This window comes from Fluoribacter gormanii (assembly GCF_900156395.1).
In the GTDB taxonomy this organism is placed as follows: Bacteria; Pseudomonadota; Gammaproteobacteria; order Legionellales; family Legionellaceae; genus Legionella; species Legionella gormanii.
This window is the reverse complement of record NZ_FTNL01000023.1, coordinates 57,305-74,328: the sequence shown is the minus strand read 5'-3', so window position 1 is coordinate 74,328 and position 17,024 is coordinate 57,305. Positions and strand designations below refer to the sequence as shown.

Below are 17,024 nucleotides of genomic sequence, written 5' to 3'. Positions count from 1 at the left end.
TATGACCGCCGCTTTTATGCTTGCCATTTTCACGCAATGAAGTAGTGCGTGGTGGTTTTCTTAAGCCATCACTGGATGGTGGTTTTGAGCTGTTGCTGCTGTTCTTGTTTAAACGTTTTTCCAGCTCTGCTATCCTTGCCGCCTGTTGCGTCATTCTCTTTTCTAGTTCCGCAATCCTAGCCAATAGTGTGCTGATGATTTGTTCGTAGTATTTCATGCAGCTATTTGATCACAACCACATAATTTTTGAAATTTTTTTTTACATGACTGTATCCGAGATACACCGCAGGAGATCCCTCACCCTCGCTGCGCTCGGGTTCGGGATGACATGGGGAGTTACCATATTTCTTTCTTGTGACCAAAATTTGAAAAAAAACCATAAAAATCAATCAATAAAAATTTTCTTGATTCATGGAAAGAACTCTAGAATTATTCTATTCTTAATAAGCTTGGGTCATCGACTCAGGTAGATTACTTAAACAATTTTTTATAAGGATCGTAATAATGAATACATGGAATAGTGTAATTTTTGTAAAAAGTAATAAATCAATGTCTGATATGAACGCAATGGCAAAATGGGATGGCGTAGAGAACATGTGGACGACAACAGGCGAGTGGGATTGGTGCATCAAATTAGATCAAAAATCATCAACTCCTGAAAAAGCTGAGGCATTTGTTGCTCGTATGCGTGAAGGACACTGGGCAACAGAAACCAAAACAAATTGGTGGAAAGAAGTTGCTTCAAAATAGCATGGTTAGCTCGGAGCAAATGCTCCGAGCCCCAGCAAATTATAACTTTCAAAGAATTTATGATCGGTGTAAAAATATCTTGGAACCCATTTAATTCTCCCATTTTATAATATGTAAGAATTATCTCGGGACGCTAATTACTCCATTCATCGTCCTATCTCATACCAAAATGTCTTTATGGCTTCATAAGATGGCCATATTACAAACGTAGTTTTGATCCAGGTAGTTTAAATGATATCATCTACATTGAGTCCAATAGAGGAAACCGGACAGGAGATGAGCACATTTCCTATGCCCTGGAAAAATTAGCAAGTAGATTTTAAAGGTAATAAATATGCATGGATTTTTTGATTTTAAGACATTGAATGCGTCATTAAAATTAACAACTCAAGATAGAATATTTATCTATATATTTAATCAGGCAAATCACCAAAAAAAACTCGAGTTAATTAAAAAACAGAAAATTGAAACAATTGCTCGAATTGCTTATCACGATCCCTCCATCGAAATATTTTGTAAACATCCAGATTTGGAGGAATATTGGGGAAAAATATGGTGTGCCTATGGTGTGGCTTTTGCCCTGCAAAAAAATCTACCCTTAATGATGTTTTTTTCACAACCACAATTAAACCAATTTGATTTAGTACGAGGAGCTTACTTTTTTCATCTCTCACAAGAAATAAGAAAGAACTTAAAAAATGACTTTGGGTTTTCTGAAATAGAATCGATCAGAATCGCAATTCGACACGGTTCCGTTCATGCGATTCAACGTTATAACGAATACATTTACTATAAATTACAACAAGCTAGTACTGAAGAGTCCTACAGCCTTTACCAAGAACTTATCGCCAATAGCAAACTGATGCTTCCGCATTATGGCAGTTATGGTTATATGGTTTTGGCGGATGCACTATCTCATTACTGCTTATGGTTACTTAATAATTTTAAATTTGAAGAAGCTCAAGCCGAATATGAGCATGTTTTAGAATCGTTGGATTATGCAGAGTTAATTTTAAACGAAAGCAAATACAGCATACAAAATGCAAGTATAGGTACGGGCCTTAAATGCAGTAATTCTATGGGGTTTGAAACACCATCACAAGCCAAAGAGTTTTTTATTGAATATTATTTTATTGCAAATTATAAGCAATCAATTGAAGCAACACAGGATTCCGACTCGTCCGGATCAAATTATGCGCCAAAATAGAACAAATAGTCTATATTTATAAATAATTACATTAAGCCTTATTTTATTAAATAAGGGAGGTTATGATTATGTCCCCCAAAATTTATATCTCTTACGCAATCACCCCAAGCAAAGAACTGGTGATCTCAAGTTATCATGAAAAAGTCCAATCCATGATTAATGGTTTTGCTCTAATTAAAAAGGATGGCTTAAAATCGGGAGACTTAAAAAAACTTGAGGGGGAGCTTCCTGAACAATACGATAATAACGATGTAAAAAACAAGCTTCTTGAATTATTAACAATCATTAAGAATAGTGGGGATTTTGATAAAGTAACCTATAGAGGCGATTTAAATCTATGTACTCGTAAGAAGGAAGAATTGGCGCCCTTTTTATTTGATGGTACGTTAAATAACTTTTTCTCTGGAAAAGAAGTTCAGTTAATTTTAGAGTCAGCTAATACCGAATATGTACAAGGTGCTATAGAGTTCGCGGATAAAATTGAAATGACTGGGCTAATTTTACAGACCAAATCAGGAATTAAAGAAGTACTATCTAAAAATTACCCACCAGCAAATGCCAATAAGAGTTCTTCTGAGACACCTGTTCCAGTACCAGAAACCAGTGAGCTTGCTAAATCTACTGTTAATATTACCGAACCGCTTGCTTTAAGCGATGCTTTGAGTAAAGTTGGCGTTTTTAATACTGCAGGTAACGAAAACAGTACATCGTCGACAAATGAAACACCGAGGCCGGGATTTACGACTAAAATAACTGAATGAGAAATTTGAGAGGAGAAATCAAAGAACCTCCTTTCACTTCAAATCTCTTATCATTTAATGCCTGAATTCAATAAAGCCATAAGGACTTAGCTGGTTACAAGCAAATAAATAAAGAAGGTTATAATTATGTCCCCTAAAATTTATATCTCTTACACAATCACACCAAACAAAGAACTTGTAATTTCAAGTTATCATGACAAATTCCAATCCACGATGAATGGTTTCACGTTAATTAAAAAGGATGGTTTAAAACCAGGAGACTTAAAAAAAATTGAAGGAGAACTTCCCGAACAATACGATAATAGCGATGTAAAGAAGAAGCTTATTGAATTATTAACGACCATTAAAAATAGTGGGGATTTTGATAGAGTAACCTATAGAGGCGATTTAAATCTGTGTACTCACAAAAAAGAAGATTTAGCGCCATTTTTATTTGATCAAACGTTAAATAACTTTTTCCCTGGAAAAGAAGTTCAGCTAATTTTAGAGTCAGGTAATGCCGAATATGTAGAAGGGGCTATAAAATTCGCAGATAAAATAGGTCTGACTGGTGTAATTTTGCAAACCAAATCAGGCAATAAAGAGGCACTCTCTAAAACGTACCCACCATCAGTTTCCAATAACAGTAAGGCTGAGGCATCTGTTCCAATACCAGAAAGCAGAGCACTAACTCAACCTACGGTTAATATTGAAGACGTTCATACTTTAAGCGATGCATTAGGAAACATTGGAATTTTTAATACTTCAAGTGCTGACACCGGCACCACACCGACAAATGAGGTTTCGAAGCCAGGATTTACAACTAAAACAAACGAATAAGAACTTTTAGAGGAGGAATGAAAGAATTTGTCGCAAAAATCAGATGCAAAAGTCTATTGTTTGCGATAAGTAAAGTTTATTATCTCCAATTAGGCTCAGCAAAAGCCTCTAAAACCCGCCTAGTTTTGAGAATACACTTTTCTCGCATTGAGAAACATACAACCATCATTTATAAATTTTCTCCACTACTTTTGTATTCCCAGTCTGTATTTAAAGCTACGACTTGCTCTTGATTAAAACATTAAAATTGACGACTTATGAGCAATTAGGGTCTGTTAATCTAAAATCTTGGGACGCGGATAGTGCCAATCAGTTGGTGACATAATCTTATTAAAACTTCTTAATTAATTTAAGAAGTTTTATATAGGTCTTAAGGATAATGAGCAATACAGAGTTCTTGAAAGTTATTATTTTATTTAAAAAATTTTAAGAACCTCATTAAATTAAACATTATAGTTAATAAAATTGGGGTTTTCTTTAATGCCCTGTCCTACTGACTCGTTAAATAAAAATTCAATAAGAAATTGATTAACAAAATTAGTAAATTAATCTACGTTAACTTTTAAATTACCTGCAGGGGCGCAGAACGTCATCACGCTTATGGGGAGCACCAGGAATCTCTTTGCAGTCGCCGTTGGCCTATACACTAAACCAGCCCAGCATCGAAGAAGCCAATTTCAATCGGCTAAAGAAATTTAGAATTCCGCCGCCATTGAGCTTCTTTGCGCCTAAAATTCGACAAAACTACCTTTTTTGACGCTTTAAAAGTTTAGTTGACGATGCTGGGGCTTGGCATACCATAAGGAACTATTATTTAAAACAAAGAATAACTATCTGAATCTTCATCTTCAGAACTAGAATCAGCTCCATATTCAGATGCGGATGCAGAATTGTCGCTATCAAAATATTCATTCAAACATAAGTTAAATAAACATCGTTCTGAATAAGACAGATTTTGTTTAATGTAATCAAAATCAACACCGTCCTCATCAGCATACTTTAAGATTAAATCGGGCACATCGGGCGCTTCATCCAATACAATATCAGTCATATCATCAGCAGTTAAACAACGAATATGATTAGCATCTTCTTTATGCAGATTTAACAATTGTTCCAACGAATAACCTTCATTAAGTGGTTTTTCCAGGTTATTAAACTCAAACAGGTCAGCCAGTTCATCGCAATCAGAGGAAGCGATATCATCAATAGAAAGATGCTGATTTTCCAAGAGCTCCAGGAATTGCTCATTGCCAAGAAAATCCAGCCTATCAGCAGAAAATGATAGGATTGTTGTTAAAACATCGGCATCATCCTCAATAGCAGCGATCACTTCGTCCTGACAAATGAGACCTAACTGTTCGCTGGTTAAATCAGTTAATTGAGCTAAAGTGACTTCATTTTCAGCGATAGCTGACAACAAACAATCACAATGAATTAATTTTATTTTTTCAAAATCTATAGACTTAAAATCAGTAAGTGAATACCCATTCTTGAGTAATAGTTTAAAATGGCGCTGCACATAACGAATCTTTTTCTCTTCTTCATCAAACACCTCACGGCTGATGGTTTTCAAGACCTTACCCCGGCCATCGGCAATGGTTTTATATAGAGTACGCTCGGCTTCAATAATAGAGGCCAGGCGTTTATTAGCAGTGGTCGGCGTATCAGGCAAATCAAAACTGAAATAGCCGTTTTCATCCCTGTAAATCAAAACACTATTTTGTTTTCTTGCCAAATTTTGCGCCTTATCAACCAGGCGTACCTCATTAAATGCGGATAAATAGTCCCCTAGTGACTTAATTATATTTTTCCGTTCTTCAGTATGAGGAGCATGCTTCTTAAGTGCTTCTTGCACTGCTTGATACATCTCTTTATTAATGCCGTATTTATGATGAAATATCGTTTTATAAGACCCACTAAAGGACGGATATTTGGCTTTGAAATGATAAGCGACTCGATCTTCAGGCATGTATGCCAAAAAGGATGTTTCACGTTCGGCAACAATTACATTCCCCAAAGTGATCAGCCCCTTTTTAAATAAGGATGTAAGATGCGATGGCTTATGCTGTGCATAATCGCTTAAAGGATGCAAACTCAAATACACTTTACCTGAGTAAGGGCGTTCAGCGCGCAAATTCTCTCTCCAGCGCGGACGCAAACGTTCATCTTTATGGCCTTCGTATAATTTTACACCAAACGCATATTTTAATGCATGATTAGGCACATCACTGGTTGAGAGTAAGGGGCGCTCCCTGCTCTCCAGGTACCCTGCAAGAATACTGTTTCTTTTTTTCAATTCAGCATCTAGCCAGCTAGGAAATCCATCGTAATCTGCTGAGTATTGTTTTTGTAACAGTAAAAACAGATTTTGGTATGCGTACCCATTGAAAGAACAAGGATCGCTTTCCTGCATTTCAATCAATAAGTTTTGTATTACCACAGCAGCTTGCGTTAACTGTACATGAAAATCGGGATTATCTTGCGCTTTATTGAGCATATCACGATACCCTTCTACTCCTTCTGCATTAAAAACTGCACTGGAATATTGCGGTTTCCCCATTTCATCCATTTCACGATGTGCTCGCCGAGCTTCGGCATCCCATCGACTTGTTACGTAATGAATCCCGCGATATTGAGCGACTAGAAACTTGGTATTTAATGATGCTAAAAACTCATCGTTAACTGACTGGCCAGCCTTTAAGCGATCATTAATAGCATTCAAATCGCTTTTGGCTTGTCTTCGCGCGAAATTACTAGGACGTCGAATATCAGCTCTCAATTTGGGTTTAGTATCGTTCACTTGCTTATGATTTTTGAATGCCGTGAAAAACTTACCTGCTTGAGCAGTATTACGATAAATATTAGCCTGCAGATCTTTCGCTTCACGTTCTTTTTTGGGTGTTTTTATAAACTCTTGTTCCTCGTCACTGTCTGAATCTTCAGATAAACATTCACTATAATATGTTTTAGCAAGTGTTTCTTGTTGAGCAAGCAGTCTACTAAAATAATTCAGCGAACGGTTCTTGCTTTGAGGCCGCAATTTATCGATAGCGGCACGTAAGCTGAGGCAAGGTTCTTCTGTTAAATCATGACGCATCGATTCATAGATGTATTTATCAATTAATGCATAAAGGACGTCATCAGATTTTTCCGAGTGAGGCAAAATATAAAATTCGTTCTTTAAAAATAGATAATGACGTGTAATCGTTTGCATATCATAATCTTTGACAAACTCCATTTTAAAAGATCGTGGAATGATCTCCCCCTCTTGGGTGCATTTTTTATACAATTCAAGATCTGTTTTATTGAGTAACAGAGAATCTTCAATCTGTTTTTTAATCTCTAAATTAGCCTTTTTTTTATCCTTTGTTTTTAAATCATTCAGATGTTTTAACAGTTTGTTGTATTCCTCTTTTTTTGAGGTATCGTATTTTTGGGCCAGGGATATCAACATGAAAATTGGTACTCTAAGTTTGAATAAGAAAAAAGGAGCGATTGTATTTCATTTAAAAGGCAAATCACAAGCAGTCTTGATTTCTGATTGATCGCGCAATGACCTTACAGGCAACGAACTGGAGCTTTTGGACTAAAAGATTACTTGTACCAATATTCTAAAAAACTTTATATTTAATATCGGCATCGGCTTTCTATGGACAAAATAGTAAAAATGCCAAAGCAAATTAGGCAAATAACACGCATAATAATTTACAGGCTCACTGCCTTTTTCATTTCAAATCCCTTATCATCTTATACCTGAATTCAACAAAGCCATAAATTCATAAGGACTTAGTTGGTTTGAAAAATACGTTCCTTGTCCATATTTACAACCATATTGTTTGAGTTGATCTTTAATCTCCTTATTTTCTACTCCATTAGCCAAAACCTCTAAATCCAAGGTTTGTGCCAACTTAACAATAGCTTCAACAACTTTAGATTTTTTCTTGTCTTTAATCATGTTCAAAATAAGAGATTTCTCAATTTTTATTTCATTGATTGGGAAATTTACCAGATATAGAAAAGAAGAATAACCACTACAGAAGTCATGTATTGATATCTTCACACCTAAACTGCTCAATTGATTTAACACCTCAATTGATTTTTCCTGATCGGCTAGACAAGCACGCTCGTTAAATTCTAATGTTAAATACTCGGGAGCAATTTTATTTTCATTAAGTAATTTCTCTACAAATGCAGGTAATTTTTTATCAATCGCATCCTGAATGGATAAATTGACTGATGCAAAAATTTTATGTCCATCCTGGTGCCAAAGCACTAATTGTTTCGTGACATTTATTAGCATGAACGATGTTAATTGTTGGGTTAAACTGGATCTCTCAATAAGCGGCATAAATTTTTCCAGACTGATTAATCCATACTGTTCATGTACAAAACGAACCATCACCTCAGCCCCAATAATTCTACCGGTTTTCAGCTCCACACAAGGTTGATAATAGATCTTCATCTCCTGATGTTCTATGGATTTCTTTAATGCATTCATCACAATCCGGTTGGTAGTAAAGTCCTCTTCCATGTTTGAATTATAAATAGCAAAAGGCTTTTCTTTCTTTCTTGCATGAAAAACTGCCGTTCGCGCATGACCTATTAATGAAACATCATCTTCTCCATCACGAGGAAAAATAGCAGCCCCCGCAGTAGTACTGATATTTACATGAATACCATCTGCTATAAAATCAAGAGAAGTTGCATCAATCATGGTCGCCAACAAAGTAGTATAATTAATATGTTCATTCAGTCTTGGTAATAATAGAGCAAATTCATCACTTTCAACCCGAGCAATGGTATTTATTCCCATGGTAGCCTGTAGCATAAAAGAATTAACTAACATATCTTTTAATTTTTTAACAAACTGAATTAAAACACTATTGGCATTAAAATTACCGAAGTTGTCGTGAATGACTTTAAAATCATTTAATTTTAAAATGATGACCGCCAATTCATTCGGCTCCTCCATTTTATTAATGGCTTGTTTGATTTGCTCACTAAACAAGAACGCATTAGGCAACTGAGTGAAATAATCGTGTTCACTTTTATATTTTAGTTTTGACTCGAGATCGCTACTTTTGTATCGAAGTGCCTCGGTTTTATCGGCAACAAGTGATTCTGCAGTATTCACCAATCCATGAAAAAATGATTGCCCCCAATAAGCAAAAAGAAAAGGAGTTAGATCGAGAATCCAGATAGCGGGATTTGTTGTTTGTGCTTTAATAAAACCATACAGATTGACAAAACCGGTTATTTGATAAGACACAACCAGTGAAGCGATTAATATGCTACAAATCGCGATGCTTAATCCTATATAAGCATACTTGTTCACATACTCTTTTAAAATAATTGAACTTCTTGCAAGCTTGTAATTTATGTCCATATAAGTAATGGTTATTTATATGCATAAATTAATTTTAGTACTTTAATTTATAATTACATGAAATTACCAAAAAACAAATTAATTGTGCCGATAGTTTAAATGTTCCGGCTATCCAATCACTGAACTAGTCGCCTTACTAAAAAGTAGGTTGGCATGTTACCTATTCCTTTCACCAAAATAGTCCCTCTTTTTTCAAATACAAAAAGATCCTTCAGTAGTTGATAAGTTTCCTCACTCACATGAATTCGATCGGGCTCGCCATGAGATTCCATACGGCTCGCGATGTTGATGGCTTTTCCCCACAGATCATAAGCAAATTTTTTCTTTCCTATGACACCACCCACTACAGCTCCAGTATGAATCCCTATGCGAAGATGAATGGGGAAAAGAGAGTTTTCATTCACCATTTTTATCTTTTCAAGTACACTACATGCAAAGTTAGCGACGCATTCAGCGTGAAATCGATTTTTGATTGGTGCACCAGCCACCGCCATATAGCAATCACCTATCGTTTTAATCTTTTCAAGACCGAATTGATCCGTAAGTTCATCCATAGCTGAAAATATGCTATTCAACATCTCAATTAACTCACTTGGAGTGAGTTTGTCAGCTAATTTCGAAAAATTGACAATATCAATAAATATGGCTGTGACAGAAGAAAATCGCTCAACGATTGTTTGTTCACCCTGTTTTAAGCGTTCTGCAATAGCACTTGGCACAATATTCAGCAATAGATCATCTGATTTTTTCTTTGCTTCTTTTAACTGAGCAAGATAGAGTTTTTCTTTATCCCTCAGCATTTTTTTCTCTATGGAAGATTCGATGCGTGCTTTAAAAATAACAGGATTAAACGGTTTAAGAAGATAATCATCAGCCCCCATTTCGAGGCAACGTACAACTGCATCAATTTCCTTGAGCGGAGAAATGACAATCACGGGCAGGTAATAATAAAGGCTGTGACCCCTAATTCTTTTTAAAACTTCAAAACCACTTATCCCTGATGTGATAATTGATAAAAGTATTAAATCGAAATTACCTCTGTCTATTTCGTCAAGCACTTTGGAAGCATCGCCACAAGGTGTTGCATTAAACCCATAATGCTTGAGTCGACGTATTAATAAATCTCTTGCCATTTCATTATCTTCAACAACAAGAATAGAACCTCTGTACGCTTTAGGCTGATATATAATTTTCTTGTCGAGCGGAGGAATAGAGATAATCACATCATGAATTACAATGTTCGACTTTTGAAATTGCGCTAATAAATCGGAGCCCTTCCACTGCACTTGGGCTAATTTATTGATTTCGTCAATGTATCCAATAAACAATTTTGCAGCCAGAAGAATCTTTTCAATATCATGAATAAACTGTTCATGCAGCATTGAGAGTTCTTCATCCAAAAGCAACTCACAATAGCCAATCACCGAATTGAGTGGGGTAAGTAAATTAAATTGCAAATCACTGCTAAATGTTTTTAAATTAAACGCTTTTGTTTTTCTCTCAATCGAGCCCAAGCTTAATACTTCATCGACACGGCGTTGCAAGAGTTTCCCTGATTGTAAAATCTTTTCAAGATCATCCTTGTACCTGTCCAGTTGATAGAATGAAAGCTCATCAAGTAAAATCTCAGCGTAGCCAACAATTACATCAAGAGGTGTGGAAAACTCACTCCGTAAGCTGGCAAATAAAGCTTCTCGTTCTCGTGTTAGAGTTAATTTACGGTCCTGCTTTGTTTTTTTATTGAGATTCATTAATTCTGTTCCCTTATCGAGTGAAATTCTCTTTTACTCTGCAGGTTTTTTTACTAATCGTTCGATCTTCTCAAGAAGGCGGGGAAGATCAATAGGCTTCACTTCATATTCATCGCAACCTGCTGCTACCGCTTTTTCTCGATCTCCCACCATAGCATGTGCCGTTAAAGCAATAATAGGGATGGATTGGGTTTTTGGATCTGATTTGAGTTGTCGCGTAGCTCCATAACCGTCTAAAACAGGAAGGCTTAAGTCCATTAAAATAAGATCCGGATGTTCATCTCTTGCCATGATGACTCCTTTTTCTCCATCTACTGCGCTGCTTACCTCATATCCTTTGCGTTGCAAACGTCTTGATAACATATCAAGATTCAATTCATTATCTTCCACAATCAAGATTTTTACCGCCATAGCAGTATCTCCTAACGATTTTTAATTATTTGTTCAATCTGATCCGTTATCGTTGCAATAAGTTGTTGGCGATTATAAGAATTTTTTTGTAAAACAACTTTGCTCGAATTCATTAGAAAATCGCGTTCTTCCTGAGTTAATTCTTTTGCGGTTACAATAATTACAGGAATTTGCGCCCATTTCTCATGCTTTTGTAATTCACGAATCACATCAAAACCATCCATCTCTGGCATTAATAAATCCAGAAGGATAAGAGAGGGAGTTTGCTCAGCTAAAACAGCTAACGCATCACGGCCATTTTTAGCTTCCAGTACGTTCCAATTAGATTTTTTGATGGCTCTTCGCATGATCTGCCGTGAATCCGCTTCATCATCCACAATTAATACGGATTTGAGTGCATCCTTAGGCAATATGTGCTCAATTTTATCCATAAGTGTCCTAGGCTCAATCGGCTTATTGAGATAATCAACGGCACCTAAAGCAAAACCCAGGTCTTTTTCGAGCAACATCGAAACTAAAATTACAGGGATATTGACAAGATTGGCATCAGCTTTTAATGCCGATAAAGTGGCCCATCCATCCATCATGGGCATAATAACATCAAGAGTAATCAAATCAGGCTGATATGTTCTTGCCAAAGAAAGGCATTCTTCTCCATGAAATGCATGCAATACTCGGATACCTGATTTATTCAGGCTTTTCTCCATTATTTTATGAATTTCAGGATCATCATCAACCACTAAAACTGTTTTAACTGCTGCTTTTTCCTTGGCATTCAGTTTTGGTAGTTTGTTCGAAGAAATTTTCTCAACCCCCACGGTGCTAATCGTTGGTAACATTATGGTGAAAGTGGAACCTTTACCATATTCACTCTCAATAGTAACATCCCCGCCCAGGATTTTAGAGAAGCTTTTGGTCAAATAAAGACCTAATCCTGTACCACCGAATCGGCGTGTAGTTGACGACTCTGCCTGAGAAAACGCTTTAAACAATGTGCCTAATTGCTCACGTGTCAGGCCAATCCCTGTGTCACTCACTGCAAATTGTATGTACGCTCTATCGTTACTCATTATCGGCTTCACAGTTAAAATAATCGTCCCTTCTTTAGTAAATTTAGCTGCATTGCTAATTAAATTTAACAGGCATTGTCTGACTTTTACGAGATCTGTGTGCATGATGCTCACTTGAGGGTCGAGCTCATATTTAAATGAATTCATATTCTTATTTACCAAAGGAACGATTATAGCTTCCAGATCCTTAATCATATTGGGGACATTGACATCCTCCAGAAAAATATCCATCTTGCCCGCTTCAATCTTCGATAAATCCAATATGTCGTTGATAAGAGACAACAAATGTTTTGCTGAAGATTCTATTTTTTTGAGATCATCCACATAACTTTGATGGCCATCGTCCTCCATTTCTTCTTCCAATAATTCGCAGTAGCCTATGATGGCATTAAGTGGAGTACGTAATTCGTGGCTGGTATTAGCGATAAATTCAGATTTGGCTTTATTCGCCACTTCAGAATCTTTCTTGGCTTCGTTTAATTGAACTACCAACTTTTCGAGATTTTGATTTACATTTTTCAGCTCCATGGTTCTTGAATCCACCAATTCGTGTAAATGCTCTTGTGTATAGTGCAGGCTCTCAGACATGGCATTGAAGCTTGTCACGACCTTGTTCAGATCATCGTAGGGAGTCATCTCCAAACGATGTTTTAAGCTGACCTTATTTTTGGTAATCCTTTGCATAGCCACAGTTAATGAATTCAATGATTTCGAAATAGCATGTAAAAAAATGTACGCGACAATAATAGTTAACAACAGAATCCCAATTGGCAAGCTGATCATAATCATACGATTGGTTGAAATGAGTTTTTGAAAAGTTAATAATGATTGTCTCTTTAGTTTTCTAGTTATTGCATCCAAGTTGTCAAATTGTTTCGAGAGACTCACTAGGTTGTTATGTACCTCGATATGATTTTTTTGTAGTTGCAATTTGAGATTATTGAGATCCTTACGTAGAGAAATGATACTTGCTGAACCTTTAGTCAATTGATCAGCAACCAAATCAAATTGACGACTCAAATCTAGTGCAGATTGATGTAATTGTGGATTATCCTGTAATAAATTGTTTAATTGTTGCAATTTAGAACGAACTAACGGAATAAGCGGTATAAGTTGATTTTCTTCTAAATTATTCAATTCATCTGAATTCTCTTCTTCTGCGAGTTGCTCGATTAATCCTATGAGAAATGCCAACTCGGTGTTAATTTTTTCATCAACTCGAAAGGCGTCAGAAATATTATTAAAAATCAGATCATCTAAAGTTGCTTTAAGCTGGTCACTGTGCGTCAGTTTCCCCTCCTGGAGATAACCACGCAGTTGACGAATGTTTTTTTTATATTGATAAGTTAAAATACCACTGATATTTTCTGACTGGTTGTGAATGGTTTTAACTTCTTTATCAATAAGCTGTTTTTGATTGGCCAATTCGTTTTTCGCTTTCAAAAAAGCTTCGGTCAATATCAATAATCTATCATCAATTTTTAAAAACTCCTGATAGATCACTTTAAGTTTTTGAAGTGCTTGTAAGATAGGGGGAACTTCACTGGTAATAGAAGCTAATTTTTCCTGGCCTTCAATAAAACGCAACTCTATCGGTAAACGAGGCTCCAATTTAGATAATTCATCTTCTTCACGTGCTGTTAAAATGCTTTGTTGCCTCACTAAAAATAAAGCTCGTGCATTACTCATTTTAAATCGCGCGTTTTCGATTGAAAAAACAGTTAATAACAGATTCTGATTTTGGATTAGTTGATGGTTAAAATAGAGCGCCGCCGAGCTAAGAATCAGCGTGAAAATGATAGTAAGAATAAAAAATAACAGAAACACATTTACCAATGATAATTTTAGTTTCCTGTACATTAATGATCCTTCCATTTATCCTTGACTAATGGACTCAATTCACTCCAATCAAAAGAGGTAAATTTCCCATTCCTTAATATAGTAGGCCAAACCCTATGCAGTGCCTGGTGATTGTTTTTATCATAACTTATAGGAATACCGATACCGATATCCACATCGTGCAGGTTTTCCATGGCCTCAACAATCCCTTCCCGTGTCAGTTTATTAGCGTCTGCTGCTCGTTGTAATCCCAGAGTAAATAACTTTGTCGCGAGATAGCCTTCTAATGAAACATAACCAGGTTGGGCACCCTTTGCATATTTTTTTATACTTTCCCGATACTCTTTGACAGCGGGCAGGTCCGAATCATAACTCGGAACAACCTGAGTCACTATCACATGATTTTCTCCTACTGACCCAAGTTCCTTTGCCAAGGTTTCACTTCCTACAAAAGAAACATTGAGAAACAAGGTATTTGGCAACTCTTTAGTTGCCAACTTAATGAATTGGGCAGAGGGCTGATAAGGAGCAACGATAATGATTGCTTTTGGTAATTTTTTTGCATCCAGAATTTCTGACAGCCCTTCTTCCACATTTAATGTATTTCTAGTGAATCGGCCATGAGCTAATTTTTCTGAATCTTGATAACCGGCTTCTTTTAATGCAGTGATGGCGCCCAAATATCCAGAATCCCCAAATAAATCATTTTGGGTAAAAAATGCGATCTCATCAGGTTTAACTCCCGCCCTCAACAAACCTTTTACCATAGCAGCCGTTTCCTCTGCATAGCTTGCACGAAAATTAAAAATGTATCGATCCGGTGGATTCTTATGAAGTACTTGTGCTCCAGCATAGCAACCGTAGAGCAATGTTTTCAATTCTTGAGCGATTGGGACTGAAACCGCAGCAGTAGGTGATCCTACATTGCCGATAACAGCAAGTACCTGCTCCCGCGTAATTAATTTGCGCATGTTAGGCGCAGTAAGCGAAGGTTCATATGAATCATTATGGACAATCAATATAATTTTTTGACCATTGATACCCCCGGCAGCATTTATTTTATCAAAATATATTTTTTCACCCAGGGTCATACGTTGTCCCAGCGTTTGGGCTGGTCCTTGTAAGGCCGTACTGCTTCCGATCTTAATGGATGATTGACTGCTCGTTGAGGTTTCTTGCGCAAATGATGCCTGAGCGAGATTAAGAAGTATGAATATAATCCTGCCAACACTGCCGAATGAAAATGAAATCCATTCCTTTTGCATTTGCTTATCCATTTAAAAGCGGGCTTTATGATTAGAAATTATAGTTGATTAAACGAACGCCAACATCACAAACAAGTACATTTTGCAAAATAATTTGTGTTTTTCTGATCGGACTCATATCGTAATCCAAGTGTTTCGCAGTACCTTGGATTACGGTTATTGTTCTTCATTGTTTTCAAATTTCTGTAGCTTCGGGCCAAACACCACATTGAACTTGTCCAATATGTTTTTTCTGTAACAAAAGCATTACTAAACGAGATTGACCAATTCCGCCCCCAATCGTTTGCGGTAAAGAGCCGGATATTAATTTCTGGTGCCAATCAAAATCCAAACGATGCTGACAACCTGTCAATGCCAGTTGGTATTTTAATATGGCCTCATTAACTCGAATACCCATCGAAGAAATTTCAAAAACATCAGAGAGTACCGGGTTCCAGACTAAAATATCACCATTTAGCCCGGTTAATCCCACTTCATTGACGGTGCTCCAATCATCATAATCAGGGGCGCGTAAATCATGGGGTTTTCCATTGGATAGTGCGCCACCAATTCCAATTAAAAAAACGGCCCCATATTTTTTGGTAATAGCTCGCTCTCTTTCTTTTGGCGATAGATGAGGATATAAGGCGAGTAATTCTTCGGTATAAATAAAATGAATATATTCTGGTAAAAATGGTTTTAAACCATATAGCTCACTAACCATTTTTTCCGTTTTCTTTATTGCTTCATAAAGTTCAATAACCGTTTTTTTCAAATAGCTTAAACAGCGATCTTTATCATCGATGACCCGCTCCCAATCCCATTGATCTACAAAAACTGAATGGGTGGCACTTAACACTTCCTCGTCAGGTCTTAAAGCACTCATATGAGTATAAATACCTTCCTCTGCCTGAAAAGCAAACTCCGCGAGTAACTTTCTTTTCCATTTCGCTAAAGAGTGAACAATCTCAAAAGAACGTTCTGGTATGGCTTTAACCTTAACAGAGACCGCTTGTTCGGTGCCTGACAAGTTATCTTGTACGCCATCCCCTACGCAAGTCAATAACGGCCCTTGTACTTCAATAAGACTTAATTTTTGTTCCAATTCACGAGAAAAAAAAGCCTTAACGGAGCTTATTTGTTTTTGCTTTTCAATGAATGCCTGCTTCATAAGCCTACCTTAAAAATAAATCAAGTTAACATTATATTGCTTTTTTTGATTATTTTTATTTCCAATTTAAAATAAACATGGATAAGAAATATAATATTCAGTAAAATTAAATTAATTTTAGATAATATTTAAAAAACAGCCATGAAAGACCTTGAAAATTATCAAATCGATGATCTTGATAAAAAAATACTCAATTCCTTAATAAAAAATGCGCGTACCGCTTATGCAGAATTAGCTAAAATGTATGCGGTAAGTCCAGCTACGATTCATGTACGTGTAGAAAAGATGCGTCAGGCAGGGATTATTGAAGGGGTGCATGTGCATGTTAACCCTAAACGCTTGGGATATGATGTCTGTTGTTTCATTGGAATTACTCTTAATCATGCCAAAGATTATCAGGCTGTCTTAAAAAAACTGGAAAACTTAGAAGAAGTGATTGAAGCTTATTATACTATTGGCCATCATTTTAATATCTTTATTAAAGTAATGTGTCAATCAATAGATACATTACAGCAACTATTGGTCAATAAAATTCAGCTTATTGAGGAAATACAATCAACGGAGACACTGATCTCATTACAAAATCCCATCATGCGATCAGTAAGTCCTTAAGTG

Annotated in this window: 13 protein-coding genes; 5 read left to right on the top strand and 8 right to left on the bottom strand. The window is 36.3% G+C overall.

The window, feature by feature from the left end; translation table 11 throughout:
- Positions 1–217 (bottom strand): DUF6444 domain-containing protein (locus BW930_RS17540; RefSeq protein ID WP_432419116.1); only part of this gene is annotated, 217 nt, incomplete at its 3' end.
- 287 nt (positions 218–504) lie between these two features.
- On the opposite strand from BW930_RS17540, the gene BW930_RS13685 reads away from it, so the two are divergent.
- The 4 genes from BW930_RS13685 to BW930_RS13670 all read left to right on the top strand — a co-directional run bounded on the left by BW930_RS13685 (position 505) and on the right by BW930_RS13670 (position 3,537).
- The gene (locus BW930_RS13685) at positions 505–750 is read left to right on the top strand and encodes a hypothetical protein (protein ID WP_058466836.1); all 246 of its coding nucleotides are present in this window, start codon (positions 505–507) and stop codon (positions 748–750) included.
- Between the two features lie 334 nt (positions 751–1,084).
- The gene (locus BW930_RS13680; RefSeq protein WP_058466835.1) at positions 1,085–1,957 is read left to right on the top strand and encodes a DUF5630 domain-containing protein; all 873 of its coding nucleotides are present in this window, start codon (positions 1,085–1,087) and stop codon (positions 1,955–1,957) included.
- Positions 1,958–2,025: 68 nt separating this feature from the next.
- Positions 2,026–2,718, top strand: a complete 693-nt coding sequence (locus BW930_RS13675) for a hypothetical protein (protein WP_058466834.1) — start codon at positions 2,026–2,028, stop codon at positions 2,716–2,718.
- 126 nt (positions 2,719–2,844) lie between these two features.
- Positions 2,845–3,537 carry a hypothetical protein gene (locus BW930_RS13670; protein WP_058466833.1) on the top strand — a complete coding sequence of 231 codons (693 nt, stop codon included), beginning with the start codon at positions 2,845–2,847 and terminating at the stop codon, positions 3,535–3,537.
- Positions 3,538–4,351: 814 nt separating this feature from the next.
- Here BW930_RS13670 and BW930_RS13655 read toward each other — a convergent pair.
- From BW930_RS13655 to asnA, 7 genes are all read right to left on the bottom strand, one after another.
- Positions 4,352–6,991, bottom strand: coding sequence for a hypothetical protein (locus tag BW930_RS13655; protein ID WP_058466831.1), 2,640 nt, complete (start codon positions 6,989–6,991; stop codon positions 4,352–4,354).
- A 288-nt stretch (positions 6,992–7,279) separates the two neighbouring features.
- On the bottom strand, positions 7,280–8,923 hold the full coding sequence (locus tag BW930_RS13650; protein ID WP_058466830.1) for a putative bifunctional diguanylate cyclase/phosphodiesterase: 1,644 nt from the start codon (positions 8,921–8,923) through the stop codon (positions 7,280–7,282).
- 116 nt (positions 8,924–9,039) lie between these two features.
- Positions 9,040–10,674: an adenylate/guanylate cyclase domain-containing protein gene (locus tag BW930_RS16860; RefSeq protein WP_082647054.1), complete on the bottom strand. Its 1,635-nt coding sequence runs from the start codon at positions 10,672–10,674 to the stop codon at positions 9,040–9,042.
- 33 nt (positions 10,675–10,707) lie between these two features.
- Positions 10,708–11,085, bottom strand: coding sequence for a response regulator (locus tag BW930_RS13635; RefSeq protein ID WP_058466829.1), 378 nt, complete (start codon positions 11,083–11,085; stop codon positions 10,708–10,710).
- An 11-nt stretch (positions 11,086–11,096) separates the two neighbouring features.
- Positions 11,097–14,015 carry a response regulator gene (locus BW930_RS13630; RefSeq protein WP_058466828.1) on the bottom strand — a complete coding sequence of 973 codons (2,919 nt, stop codon included), beginning with the start codon at positions 14,013–14,015 and terminating at the stop codon, positions 11,097–11,099.
- Positions 14,015–15,259, bottom strand: coding sequence for an ABC transporter substrate-binding protein (locus BW930_RS13625; RefSeq protein ID WP_082647052.1), 1,245 nt, complete (start codon positions 15,257–15,259; stop codon positions 14,015–14,017). Before BW930_RS13625 ends, BW930_RS13630 begins: the two co-directional genes overlap by 1 nt.
- A gap of 175 nt (positions 15,260–15,434) precedes the next feature.
- The gene (gene asnA, locus BW930_RS13620) at positions 15,435–16,409 is read right to left on the bottom strand and encodes an aspartate--ammonia ligase (RefSeq protein WP_058466827.1); all 975 of its coding nucleotides are present in this window, start codon (positions 16,407–16,409) and stop codon (positions 15,435–15,437) included.
- A gap of 141 nt (positions 16,410–16,550) precedes the next feature.
- Here asnA and asnC point away from each other — a divergent pair, with 141 nt between their 5' ends.
- On the top strand, positions 16,551–17,021 hold the full coding sequence (asnC, locus tag BW930_RS13615; RefSeq protein ID WP_058466826.1) for a transcriptional regulator AsnC: 471 nt from the start codon (positions 16,551–16,553) through the stop codon (positions 17,019–17,021).
- The last annotated feature ends 3 nt before the right edge of the window (positions 17,022–17,024 follow it).